Origin of the sequence: Bacillus sp. JAS24-2, from assembly GCF_008274905.1 — a bacterium.
GTDB lineage: Bacteria > Bacillota > Bacilli > Bacillales > Bacillaceae_G > Bacillus_A > Bacillus_A cereus.
In genome coordinates, this window is sequence record NZ_CP031068.1 from 5,150,388 (window position 1) to 5,163,673 (window position 13,286).

Below are 13,286 nucleotides of genomic sequence, written 5' to 3' on the forward strand. Positions count from 1 at the left end.
TAACTATCCTCTCTATCATTACAAGTTTTTCGCTATTAATTGCTTATATGTTTCCTTTGTATCTTCATATAGTTTCTGAAGTGAGAAGTTCATAGTAGCATGCTCATAAATATGTTTACCCATTGCTGCTAACTCTCCAGTTTTCCACTTATCATACGCTTCTTCTAAAGCTAATGCTAATGCCTTTCCATCACCTGTTGGCACAATCCATCCGTAAGTTTCATCTACGATTAATGGTTCAATTTCTCCAGCCCTAGTCACAATTGATGGTACGCGTTGATTTGCCGCTTCTAATAAAACTAGTGGGAACCCTTCACTATGGGAAGTTAATAAATTTACATGTGACGACGCAAATAATTGTTTTACATCTTGACGATGTCCTAAAAACTCTACTTTATCGTTAATCCCTTTTTCAGTAGCTAATGACTTTAGATTTTCTTCTAATGGGCCATCGCCAACTAATAATACTTTAATTTTCTCTAATTTTGTTTGTTGTAACGCATCGAATAAAACTTCATGTCCTTTGACAGGATGTAATCGTGCTACTTGGATTGCCGTAAATACATCTTCATCAATATTGAACATTTCTTTTTTATTATAGCCTTCTGCTTTTTCCTTATCGTATTCAATTCCATTATAAATAACATGCATCTTTTCATTTGAAATACCTAATGCTGCCAGGCTTTTTTTCAATCTATTTGTTACAACGAAAAATAAGTCTATATTTTTTAAGGCTTTCAAATTTAATTTCGTAAAAATCCAACCTTTTAAGCCCTGTTTAGTAAAGTCTTGAAATGGATCACTATGAATAGTCGTTACCCATTTTGCCTTTATTCTCTTTTTCATTAAAGAAACATAGAAATTAGCCCTAGGGCCATGTGTATGAACTACATCAAATTTTTCTTTATTAATAAATTCACTTATATTCTTTAAAATGGATAAATCATAGCGCGATTTTTGTGAAAACACATGGACTTTTATCCCTAACTCCCTTGCTTCCTTCGCAACAATTCCATCTTCAAATACTGCTAATTCTACTTCACCAGTTGGAAACTGATCGAGAAGTGAAATAATATGTGTTTTCCCTCCCCCATCTTCTGCTCCTGCATTCATATGCAATATTTTCATATTTTTTCCTCCTTTAAATCCTCGCTACGTTTCCATCTATTTTTATTTTACTGTACTAAAAAATAAAAGCTAACAAAAGTTAGCTTTTATTTTTATCATTCAATTTCTAGGTCTACTATTAGATAAGCTAACACCACTACAAAGTAAATCCCAACTCCTGGTGCTGTTAAAATATGTCCTGCAATATAAGCAATACCTAACGCTAACAATAAGCTTGCTGAAATCATTCCATATTTTATATTAAATATGTCCTTAAATCTCGTAGCAAATGCTAGTAGAATTCTTAGCCCGTAATAAATAAATGGAATCATTAGTAATACAAAGCCAATAATCCCAAAATCATAAAACCAATCATGGAAGTCCATTTCAATTAGTTTTGGATCTGGCTGCTTTTGTTCATTGTATTTAAAGTTACCTGCATAACCCATTCCTAATAACTTTTGTGACATTGGCGCTTCTTTAAAGAACTGCTTATGTCTTTCTTCATATACTTGACGTCCACTGAAAATAAGATTTTCTTGATTTTCTTTCTTTTGCTCTTTCTCAAGCTCTTTCTTAACTTCCTCTTCTATCTTCGCCTTTTCTTCTGGCTTTTCAACTTTATGATGATTTTCTTCTTTTGCTTTAAGTTCTTGCTCTTTTTTCAGCTTCTCTTTAATTTCTTTTTCTTTTTGACCTTGCTGCGCCACATTTTGCTCTGATAAATAATTATTGTGAATACCCATATTTTGTGCTAATGGCGTTTGTTTAAACGTTCCGACTACACCAGCTAATAGGACAATAGCAATTACTGCATTAAGTGCAAGGGATTTTTTGTTCGGATTTTTTCTATCAAATAATAATTGTAGTAAAATAATCCCGATTGCTGCCACTAACGTAGCACCAATTGAGCCCATTCCTACTTTTGTACCAACTTGAATTAGCGAATAAATCATTAAAAGTGATGGAATCCAATATAGAATGTGTTTCCAGCTCTTTGTTTTTTGAATAGAATATAGTACTACAATAGGGAAAATAATAGCTAAGATTGAACCTAGTTCATTCCCTGCATAGAACCAACCTCGAGAACCAACCTTCATCCATTCATAACTACCAAAGTCAGTAGATGTTGAAATAGAAATAACCATAATTGCGTTAATGATTAATGTAGAATATACAATACTATTTCGAACCTTATCACTAATATTAACTGTCTTTTTCAATGATTTTAAAGCTAAAATGTATGATCCCAGCATGATATATATATATAATGCTTTCGCAACGAATTTAACCTCTTCACTAAGTACAATAGGATCCTTAACTAGTTTGTTATTAATAAATCCTATCCCTAAAACTCCGGCTAACAATATAAGATAAATTAAAAACTTTCTATTTTCCTTCTCTTTTGCCTGAATTAAAATGTAAATACCACCAACAGCCATAATAAGGAATCTTACTAAAATTCCAACGGTAGCATTTGACTTTAATAAAGTGATGCTAAGAGACGTTAATAAATCTAAAACAGGCTGTAAAATAATAAAAAAGAGCAAAAAATGCTCAAATCTAACCCTAGCTTGATTTGCTAACATTCCAAGACCTCCATACAAAATCTTAACATTATCTTTTAATCATAATTTTTTATCATTCAAACACACCTAGCAATTATAACATAACTCATATTCAAATCGAGAACTATTTTTCCAGCTAAAACTAGCCAGGACAAGTATTAATCAGTAATAGAAATTATCGTCCTTTAGCTATACTCCCCTATTTTTATAAAATCTATCTAACAACCACCCCCTTATTTTTGTCAGTATATAAATATTTTTTTATCATTTTATACAAATATAAATAACCTACCTATAATTGTAATGTTTTAACAAATAAACAACATCAAAAAATGTAAAATTAATCTTTTCATATCTTTTTCAAATTACTTTATGGCTATTTTCCAAACATTTTCAAACGCTTTCTTTATGAATTTTATCCGTTTTTCTACATGTAGCGAAAAGTAATTGTTATTTCCAATACTTTAGTGTATATTTTTTCTCTGGAACATCTTTAAGAGGAAGGGATTAAGGCCATGTTATTAATCGATATATTTACGTTTCTTGGCATTATCGCCGCTGCCATTTCTGGTACATTAGTTGGTTTAAAAAAAGATTTAGATTTATTTGGTGTCCTTTGTTTAGCTGTAGCTACTGCGCTCGGCGGCGGTATTATTCGTGATATCATGATTGGTAACCTGCCCCCTGTCGCATTTGTAAAACCCATTTACTTTTTCGTAAGTGTATTATCAGCATTATTTACTTGTATGTTTTTTGAGCGCATCAATAAACTTCAAGTCGTTATTATGCTTTCTGATGCTGTTGGCTTAGGTGTTTTTACAGCTATTGGTGCAAATGCGGCAATGTCACATCATGTTGACGCCTCATTTCTAGTTGTTTCAATGGGAGTCATTACAGGTATTGGAGGCGGTATTTTGCGTGACATTTGTGCTCAAGATATCCCTTACGTATTCCGAAAAGAGATTTACGCAATCGCTTCTATCTTAGGAGCAATTAGCTTCCTAATCACACACGCTATGGGGGCGCACGTGTTAGCTTTCTATGTTTGTTTATTAGTAACATTCATTATTCGTGTCGTCACTGTAATATATAATGTTCATTTCCCTGTTTTCTTTAAAACACATGCTAAAATTAATAAAGGCCATTAAGAGAATTCTAGATAGAATTCTCTTAATTTATATACTATTCAACGAACTAATATAGAGTAATTATATATAAGCATATATAATTACTCTATATTAGTTTTAAAATTGAAAACGTTTTATATACAGGGGGAAGAATGATGCTTGGGGTTTTCAAAAAAAATATTAATAAAACAAATGCCAGTATAATCGAATTAAGTAAGGACCAACAAATAACTTTTAATGTCCCTACTAATTCTGAATTAAAAATTCAAATGGATATGCTACATATTTCAAAAGAAGATTTACAAGTTGTAAAAGTACTACAGCCTTTTATTTATGCAGAAATTGATTGGATTACTGAAAAATTCTATGCCAACATTACAAAACAACCTAATTTAATTACTATTATTGAACGTTACAGCTCTATTCCAAAACTAAAACAAACTTTAAAAACACATATTAAAGAATTATTCAGCGGCAATATGCATGAAGATTTTATTGAACAGCGTGTTAGGATTGCCAAAAGGCATGTACAAATTGGTTTACATCGAAAATGGTATACTGCTGCTTATCAAGAATTGTTCCGCTCTATCATGAAGATTTTGCAAACAAAAATAACAACAATCGATGATTTTTCCTATTCTATAAATGTTATAAATAAATTATTTACTCTTGAACAAGAACTTGTTCTTGCAGCTTATGAATCTGAATATGAAAGAATGCGAAAAGAGCATGAGAAAGAAAAAGAACTAACTGCTATGACAATTACGCATATCGCAACAGAACTAGCTGCTGTATCTGAAAAAACAAGCTCTTCTATTCAAAAACTAACCGCCAAATCTGAAACTATTGTAGAGATTGCTAAAACAGGTACATCATTAGCTACAACATCTGAAGAAAAAGCCAATAAAGGGAAAGAACAATTAAACCAACAAAACAAACGAATGGGATCTATTCAAATGAATATGGAAACGATTATTACAGATACTCATGAACTCCTTAATATTTCTAACAAAATTAATGAAATCATAGATATTGTTAAATCGATTGCGGAGCAAACCAATTTACTCGCACTAAATGCAGCTATCGAGTCTGCACGTGCTGGAGAATTTGGGAAGGGGTTTTCTGTTGTTGCTGGTGAAATTCGAAAATTATCAGAGCAAACGAAAGAATCTATATTTAACGTTACAAAGCTCGTTGAAAAAACAAATGAACAAATTACCCGTGTCTCGTCTTCCGTGAAACAAATTAGCTCTCTCGTATCGGAAGGAACGGATAGTATGTCAGCAACAGATCGATACTTCCAAGAAATTGTAAAAGATATGTCTAACTCAAAAGAACAGAATAAGAAAATTGAACACGAGCTACAAGCTATTTCACAAGTAATGAAAGGAATTCAAGATGATTCCTCACAAATGGCTCTAACAGCCGATAATTTACAACTAGAACTAAATCGATAAGATAAAGTGAAACTTTAATCAACGGGGGTTTTGTTCATCCCCCGTTGATTATCAGCCCTCACCAATCGGGCTTTTACGGGCAGCCCGCCCCCCACCTAACTTCTTTGCTTTCGCTGATTTTGAGGTGGGGGTCTTACTGCCTGGAAAATAGCGGGATCAAATTCAAGTCAGGCATACTTTTCATCTGCACTGACTACTAAATTTCATCTTCCATCAAAAAAAGAATCCAGAATGGATTCTTTTTATTTTCTGAAAAATATTTTTTGACAATACACATAACTCATATAAACACCAAAGCTCTGCAAAATGAACAATGCCGGCATAATTACATTGTAATATGCCATATCTACTTGAAAGAGCTTTAACAATACGTAGCCACTAATTAAAAATAAGAACAACATATATCCCTCATTTTGTTGTTTCTTAATAAGGAAGTGTAATAGAGCTATAGTCATAAACAATGTTACGGCTATATATATCAGTTTTTCACATTTGAAAAGAATAGAATTTACCCCTTCATCTGAAAACTGATTTATCATCGGCTCTAAAAGTTTAAATCTTTCTCCCTCAATCTCTTTTAACTTTTGATCAATATGCTCTGTTACACTTTGATTTTTCGATATTTTTTCTTCATGTTGCGTCTTTCCAATTAAAACAGATTGAACATACGTCTCATTTGAAATCGTATATTGTGACAATCCCATTGCCTTAATTCCATAATTCACACTAAAATGGGCACTATAAAATAGAATAAGTATCCCTATCATTTTTAGTAACACCTTTTGTTTCGTTGCTGATTGAAATACTTCGATTAATAATACATATACCGTAATAAAAATAGGAAGAAATAATCCCATTGGGAAAACCATATTACTAAATGCAAATAAAATCGCTGAAAACACCCACATATAAGGATGATCTAATCCTTTATATAAAAGTATGTAACAAGCAAAATAAAATAAAAATATTGCAATTGATTCAGGAGTTAATACGGAACTCATGAATATATTTGGAATATACAGAGCATAAAAGATAGAAGCAATACGACCGCATTCTTCTCCAAAAACCATTCCCGCAATACGATAAATAAATAATGCTGTTCCTGTGCAAAATAGCACATTAAATAGTTGTAAAGCGAATAATGAATCACCAAATATACGAATAATTACCGACTCATATATAATAAAAGGTAAATGAGTTACAGTCCCTATATTATTACCAATTGCAATCTGCTTTGCAGACTCATACATCACTTTCATATCACCAATTATTGGAGCATCTACAAATAACAGCATACTAACCCTCACAACTATAGATATACTTATAAGAAAAATAAGAAATTGTTTATCTGTAAAACGATATTGTAGAATTGATGCCACTAACAAAATAAGTATGACGAAAATTGCTAATATGATTGTTACACTTGTTGTACTTCCTCCAAAAAATTGCTTACTTGTCTCAAATGCTGCCCAACAACTATAAACAAAAAATGCGAGCATCGCACCGATTGTAATTTTATTGAAGAAAGATGAAAAATTTGTTTGTATATGATTCATATGTCCATTGCACCTCTATTTCCATTCATAACAAAACGATTCTATCATGAATGGGGACACGGCTGATAGGGAATTTCTATGACAAATACATAGTCATTACTTTTTACTTGCAATGTAAGCGAATCCTCTTTTACACTACATTTTAGATAAAATAAATTTTCTTTCAGTTACATGAATACAAATACAGAAGTTTAAATAATCCTCTTTTGGAATACACTTTACTTCATTAAATATCTAATATGAGTAATCTGCTTACACATATTATTCTGATTGAAAACAGACTATAGGGGCTGAATATATGGAAAAGAAATTCATGCGAGAATCTAAAGCAATTAAGACAACACGTGTTTTTCCTAACGATTTAAATAATCACCAAACACTTTTTGGAGGGAAATTATTAGCAGAAATTGATAGTATTGCTTCAATTGCGGCTGCAAGACATAGTCGTAAACATTGCGTAACAGCATCTATTGATTCAGTTGATTTTTTAACTCCAATTCACCAAGCTGATTCTGTTTGTTATGAAGCATTTGTATGTTATACAGGGAAATCTTCAATGGAAGTTTTCGTAAAAGTAATCGCAGAAAACTTATTAGCAGGCGAGCGTAGAATTGCTGCTACTTGCTTCATTACATTTGTGGCAATAAAAGATGGAAAACCTTCATCCGTACCACAAGTACTTCCTGAAACTGAAGAAGAACATTGGTTACACACAACCGGTTTAGAACGCGCGGAAAACCGAAAAAAGGGACGTTTAAAAAGTAAAGAGATGGCTGAAGTTTTAACTTTAAGTAAGCCATGGAATATATAATACGATACTCTCACTTCATACATGCACAGGTTTATTTCATCCTTGCATGTATTTTTTATTGTAAAAAATTCCACCTCTTATCTTTTATTTACTGTTTGTCTCCTAAAATAATCCACCAGTTTTTCCTTTATTTTGCTATACTATTAATGGTATATTAGATAAGGTTCGTTTAAAAATAACTATAATATAATTAAGTATATAAGGGATGGTGCGATAATGTCTATTGAGGTACCAATTTCAATACCAAAAACGTTAATTATTATTCCTGCGTATAACGAGGAAGAAGCAATTGCAGATACATTAACAAGATTATTAAAACTAAAACAGCATTTTACAGAATTAAGCATTTGCGTTATTAATGATGGATCACATGATAAAACAGCTCAAATCGTAAATGATTTTCCTGTTCACCTTGTGAACTTACCATATAACCTAGGTATTGGCTCAGCTGTACAAACTGGTTATAAATACGCTTATGAGAATGGATATGATATTGCGATTCAGTTCGATGCTGATGGGCAACATAATCCTGATGATTTGTACAAAATTATAAAACCTATTGCTGAAGACCAATGCGATATGGTGCTAGGTTCACGTTTTACAGAGAAAACAGCCTATAAAGGTAGTATTTCTAGAAGAATTGGTATTTTTTATTTTACTGCTCTACTGAAAGTACTAACAAAACAAACCTTTATGGATCCAACTTCTGGGTATCGTGCTATCAATAGAGAAGTAATTAAGATTTTTGCACATAATTATCCAAAAGATTATCCAGAACCAGAAGTCCTTATTCATTTAAAAAAGAAAAAATTACGCATTAATGAAATATCCGTAAATATGCAAGAGCGTCAAGGGGGACAATCTTCTATCACACCTCTTAAATCTGCATATTACATGATTAAAGTAAGCCTTGCTATATTGATGCAAAAAATTGTGAAAGGTTGATAATAAATGCCTATAATTACCTTTTCATTTATCTTCATTCTATTATTATTTTTATTAATTATTAATTCCATTCGTCGTGGAGCTTTAGAAACTAAATATGCTATTTTATGGATTTTCGTTTGTGTTGCAATGGCTATTTTAAGTTCTACTGAAAAAATTATAAATTGGATTGGCCAACTATTACACGTAGAATATCCTCCATCTGTTTTATTCTTATTTGGACTATTATTCTGTTTCATATTAATTTTTGACTTAACAAGAAAAATTTCTAAATTACATCATCAACTTGTAACGTTAACGCAAGATTATGCGTTATTAAAGCAAAAATTAAAAGTAACGCAACCTGAAACCGATAAAGAATAGTTTTCTATTTAAATATGAATATATACAAAAAAACATCTTAATTTTTTAAAAAAATTAAGATGTTTTTTATTGCAAACTATTTTTTTCTAATTAATAATTTACTAATTTTCATAACAGTTGCCACGGTCCCAACTCCAATTATAATAAATAAGAATGGTATTAACGGTAATGCATATCGTTCATATGCAACATAAAAACATGTTAAAGCTGTTTGCAATAAAAGGATTGACCATAAAAATGTAGTCTCTCTCCACCTTTTTAAAAGGAAAATAAATGAAAGTACTGTACATATTAAAAACGTCGTCTTAATAAAATTATATATTTCATTCATATCCTTTGCAGAAACATTGAATACTTCAATATTATGCTCTATAGAATAATACGGTTTTTTCCAAAGAATTTCTGGCTTCAAAACTAAATAACTCTCTATCATAGATTCCTTATCAGTTTTCCACCATTCCTTCATTTTATCAATCGCTATTTTTTCTTCTAATTCCATAAATTCATGTGCTTCAAGATTAGGGTATTTTGCATGTAACTCTATTTCAAGTTCCCCCATATCCTTACCTTCTGGGTAACCTTTCCCTTGATACGTTCCAAGTAATAACGGATTCCCTGCCCCAGCAGTTAGTGGGATAAATTTATCAAATTGAATGTAATTGCGAGCCCACCATGGTCCAAGTACGATAAGTCCTATTCCTATGCTTATAATCGCTTGCTTCATCATAATACGGAATGGGTAGCGTTTCATTAAAAGATACCCAAATAGTAAGATTGGATATAAGGCAATTTGTACACGGAGGTACAGTGCTAAAAAGTAGAAAATTAATACAATCAGAAGATGTTTCGTTTTATGAGTATCAGCTAATTTTAAACTCCAATATACTAATCCTAATGAAAGGAATAGAAACGGTCCTTCTGTTAAAGTTAAGTTTTCCATAACAATCTCTGGAGGATACACAGCTAATAAGAAAGCACCTATTAATCCTGCAGCAGAATTCAATAAATAAGTGCCAATCTTATAAGTTAGCAAAATACTAAGTACCCCTAATAGGATAATAATTAATTTTGCTACAAAAAGACCTTCACTGCCATTTCCAAAAAAATAAAATACAACAGCTAATAAAGCTGGAAAACCCGGCATAATATGAATCGTTGGTTTATCTGGTTCATGATATGTTAACATCCCTGTTTCCAATAAAATATTTGCCGTTTTTTGATAACCTATATCATCGCTAGCTATAGATAGATCTGCACCATGTGTTTGTAAAGTTGCAAAACGAAGTGTAAAACCGACTATCATAATAATCCCTAAAAGGATTATATTAGATTTGCGAGTAAATCGCCCTAACATCTCATCTTCTCCCTTCAGATACATAATTTTCAAAATATATTTCTATATTTTTACAACACAATACGTTCTATAATAAATACTTTTTATACAAAGTACAACAATAGAAAGTTGATTTACAAAGTTTATATGCGTTAAACTTATACAGATGTTCTTGTAATCTTCTTCCTTCCAAAAGGCTTGTATATATGATGCAAGACATAAAAAACTTGAGGAGATAAAAATTCTATGATGGAACAAAAGCAACTTGTTTCTGTTGTCATACCCCTGTATAACACGGAAAAATATATTGAAGAAACGATGCAGTCAATACTAGATCAAACATATAAAAACATTGAAATTGTAATTGTAGATGATGGAAGTAAAGATCAATCACCTTCTATTGTGAAAAACCTTGCTGAAAAATACCCAGGGCAAGTAAAATACGTTCATCAAAAAAACCAAGGTGTTTCGGTAGCCCGTAATACAGGTATCGAAAATGCTAGCGGAGAATATATCGCTTTCCTTGATAGTGACGACTTATGGCATCCAACTAAAATTGAGAAACAAATCGAGAGTATGCATAAAAACAACATGGACGCGTGCTATTGTGGTTATATGAATTTCTACGAAGAAACAGGCGAAAAGCTTGAGCATACAACAAACTTTATTAAAGGTGATATGGCAAAAGCATTCCTAACACATCAAGTTGTTGCTCAAACAAGTACTTGGATTTTCAAACGATCCATCGTAATGGATCATAACATTCGTTTTACACCAGGATGTAGTTGGGGAGAAGATTTAGAGTTTTTATTTAAACTTATGAGTTTGACAAATGTATGTTATGTCGATGAATACTTAACTTATTATAGAATCTTATCAGAAGGAAATCTTTCTTCTAAGTATAAAGATTATGAATTAAAAACAACAAAAGAGCTAGAAGTATTCAATCGTATGAAAGATTGGGTACATAATAAATCTCAAGACTTCATTACGAAAGACCCTCAGTCACTGATTGAGATTCTTGAGACTTATTTATTCCCTTATACAGTCATCAATAACGCTTGTATATATATTAAAGAAAACTCTCGATTAGATAAATCACAAGTTCAATTAATCAAAAAAGATATAAGGAAATATTGCCGTAAAATCTATTCAAAGAATGGAAAGCGTAGTAAAAAACTATATGCAATGCTTTGGTTTGTACGAATTAAATTTCTGTTTTCTTAAACTGAAAATATAACGATACTCTCTCTTTCTGTGAACAAATTAAATTTACAAATAGGACAAACTAACCGGGTCCTAAAGAATAGAAAGGTCTTTTCTCATGAAAACAAATAAAATTCTAAAAAACGCATCCTACCTCTTTGTAGGAAACATTACTGTCCGCTTTGTACTGGCTATTGCAACAATTTTCTTTGCAAGATATGTTTCTCCAAGTGATTACGGTATGTTTACAACTGCGTTAGCAGTTTCAGCTGTTATTTGTTACTTTACAGATGCAGGTTTAACACATACGTTTATGCGTGAAGGAACGAGAAGCGATGCTAATATTAGTGTGCTAATAAGTAGTTATTTACGTATTCGTTTAATATTAGCTATCGTAATTTCTGTACTTTTCGCTATTTTTGCCCAGTTCTTCTATCCCGATGCTTACTTACGTGCGATGGTATATTGGGTTGTCCTACCAACAATGTTCGGAGCAACCTTACAAGGTGTTGGTATGGCTTACTTCCAAGTAACAGAACGCATGCAATTTACAGCTATTATTTCTGTACTACAAGGTGTAACAGCTGCTGCTGCCCTATTACTAGGGATGTCTTTCCAATGGTCACTTATGATGGTTGCTGCCATGTACGGGGTATCTAGTCTTGTAACAGGTGTTATCGCCTTTATAATGACAATACGTTACACGAAAGTCCATAAGGGTTGGGATAAAGGCATTTTAGATCAACTACTTATTTTCACGATCAACGGAATCATTATTATGCTCTTACCACAATTGGGCCCTATTATATTAGAAAAGGTTTCAACATATAAGCAAGTTGGATTCTTTGGTGCTGCATCTAAAATACCTGCTGTACTATATCAAATACCTGGAGTAATTGCAGCTGCTTTTTATCCAAGACTTTTTGCTTTTGGTAATGAGAAAAATATTGAAGAACATAGAAAATTATCAAGTTTTGAATTAAAACTTATGTCTTTTTTAGGAATGGGAATTTCTATCCCCTTTATTGCTGATCCAAGTTTCTGGATTGTTAGTTTATTAGGAGAAAAATACGCTCCCGCTGGTGACGCTCTTGCTATTCTAGCGTTTATGGTTATTTTACAATCAATTAACTATCCACTAGCCGATAATTTAACAACGATTGGCCAGCAATGGAAACGTGCAACAACAATGACTATTGGATTAGTTGTTGCCATCATAGGTTATATTGTATTAGGTAGTAAATATGGAATGATGGGGGCAGCTGCCGCAGCCATCATTACCGAAATTACACTATTAATTGGATTTACCCTCTTTATTCGTAAAGGCATGCAATTATTAGTTAAAGGAATTATATTTAATTCCTTAGCCTTTATTATTAGTTACGGTATATACCGAATTGCATTAATCAACTTACCACCATTAGTTGCTTTAACTCTTACTGGTATACTATACGGTATAATCGGAATTGTAATTGATCCTCAAATACGTGGATTCGTTTTAGGATTTATAAAACAAAAGCTTATTCGCAAACATGCTTAAAAGCAAAAAGCTTTTCCTATTTAAAAATGGAAAAGCTTTTTGCTTTTTTATATACCATCATTTTTCTTCAGTAAAAAAATGCTATATATTCCAGCTCAAATTGACTTACTTTCTGAAAATGCCTTATACTAAATTACATGTAAACTATGAACTTCAACGCTTGTAAAAATATATATGCTTCAACAAAAATATATATTTTCTCATGTTAAAACTAAAGAACACACCTTTAAAAATTGGTGTGTTTTTATATGCTACCTAAAAACTAGTTGCTAC

Annotated in this window: 11 protein-coding genes and 1 pseudogene; 8 read left to right on the plus strand and 4 right to left on the minus strand. The window is 31.8% G+C overall.

All coding sequences use genetic code 11. From position 1 onward, the window contains the following. Nucleotides 1-18: 18 nt before the first annotated feature. Nucleotides 19-1,128: a glycosyltransferase family 4 protein gene (locus DN407_RS26760; protein ID WP_000697464.1), complete on the minus strand. Its 1,110-nt coding sequence runs from the start codon at nucleotides 1,126-1,128 to the stop codon at nucleotides 19-21. Between the two features lie 95 nt (nucleotides 1,129-1,223). Then, entirely contained in the window at nucleotides 1,224-2,696 is a 1,473-nt protein-coding gene (locus DN407_RS26765; protein ID WP_061655693.1) for an O-antigen ligase family protein, read from the minus strand. Between the two features lie 494 nt (nucleotides 2,697-3,190). Between DN407_RS26765 and DN407_RS26770 the strand changes: the two genes are divergently transcribed. The 3 genes and pseudogenes from DN407_RS26770 (at nucleotide 3,191) to DN407_RS32985 (ending at nucleotide 5,259) form a co-directional block, all read left to right on the plus strand. After that, nucleotides 3,191-3,823 (plus strand): trimeric intracellular cation channel family protein, encoded by a 633-nt coding sequence (locus DN407_RS26770; RefSeq protein ID WP_000924369.1) that lies wholly within the window; start codon nucleotides 3,191-3,193, stop codon nucleotides 3,821-3,823. Nucleotides 3,824-3,957: 134 nt separating this feature from the next. Next, nucleotides 3,958-4,503, plus strand: a pseudogene (locus DN407_RS32980) (protoglobin family protein); the annotation flags it as partial. A 54-nt stretch (nucleotides 4,504-4,557) separates the two neighbouring features. Beyond that, a complete protein-coding gene (locus DN407_RS32985) occupies nucleotides 4,558-5,259 on the plus strand; it encodes a methyl-accepting chemotaxis protein (protein ID WP_370658441.1) in 702 nt (233 codons plus the stop codon). Between the two features lie 242 nt (nucleotides 5,260-5,501). Here DN407_RS32985 and DN407_RS26780 read toward each other — a convergent pair whose 3' ends face one another. Then, the gene (locus tag DN407_RS26780) at nucleotides 5,502-6,815 is read right to left on the minus strand and encodes an ArnT family glycosyltransferase (RefSeq protein ID WP_149216732.1); all 1,314 of its coding nucleotides are present in this window, start codon (nucleotides 6,813-6,815) and stop codon (nucleotides 5,502-5,504) included. Between the two features lie 298 nt (nucleotides 6,816-7,113). Here DN407_RS26780 and DN407_RS26785 point away from each other — a divergent pair, with 298 nt between their 5' ends. From DN407_RS26785 to DN407_RS26795, 3 genes are all read left to right on the plus strand, one after another. Next, nucleotides 7,114-7,626, plus strand: a complete 513-nt coding sequence (locus DN407_RS26785) for an acyl-CoA thioesterase (RefSeq protein ID WP_000412120.1) — start codon at nucleotides 7,114-7,116, stop codon at nucleotides 7,624-7,626. Nucleotides 7,627-7,842: 216 nt separating this feature from the next. After that, complete coding sequence (locus DN407_RS26790; RefSeq protein ID WP_000021476.1) at nucleotides 7,843-8,571, plus strand: glycosyltransferase family 2 protein; 729 nt, start codon at nucleotides 7,843-7,845, stop codon at nucleotides 8,569-8,571. 6 nt (nucleotides 8,572-8,577) lie between these two features. Then, a complete protein-coding gene (locus tag DN407_RS26795; RefSeq protein WP_001121767.1) occupies nucleotides 8,578-8,934 on the plus strand; it encodes a DUF2304 domain-containing protein in 357 nt (118 codons plus the stop codon). 76 nt (nucleotides 8,935-9,010) lie between these two features. On the opposite strand, the gene DN407_RS26800 is transcribed toward DN407_RS26795, so the two are convergent. Continuing rightward, nucleotides 9,011-10,288, minus strand: coding sequence for a glycosyltransferase family 39 protein (locus DN407_RS26800; RefSeq protein ID WP_149216733.1), 1,278 nt, complete (start codon nucleotides 10,286-10,288; stop codon nucleotides 9,011-9,013). A 225-nt stretch (nucleotides 10,289-10,513) separates the two neighbouring features. Between DN407_RS26800 and DN407_RS26805 the strand changes: the two genes are divergently transcribed. Together DN407_RS26805 and DN407_RS26810 are read left to right on the plus strand one after the other, a co-directional pair. Continuing rightward, on the plus strand, nucleotides 10,514-11,494 hold the full coding sequence (locus DN407_RS26805) for a glycosyltransferase family 2 protein (protein WP_000970519.1): 981 nt from the start codon (nucleotides 10,514-10,516) through the stop codon (nucleotides 11,492-11,494). A 97-nt stretch (nucleotides 11,495-11,591) separates the two neighbouring features. Next, on the plus strand, nucleotides 11,592-13,013 hold the full coding sequence (locus tag DN407_RS26810; RefSeq protein ID WP_000856129.1) for an oligosaccharide flippase family protein: 1,422 nt from the start codon (nucleotides 11,592-11,594) through the stop codon (nucleotides 13,011-13,013). Nucleotides 13,014-13,286 lie beyond the last annotated feature (273 nt).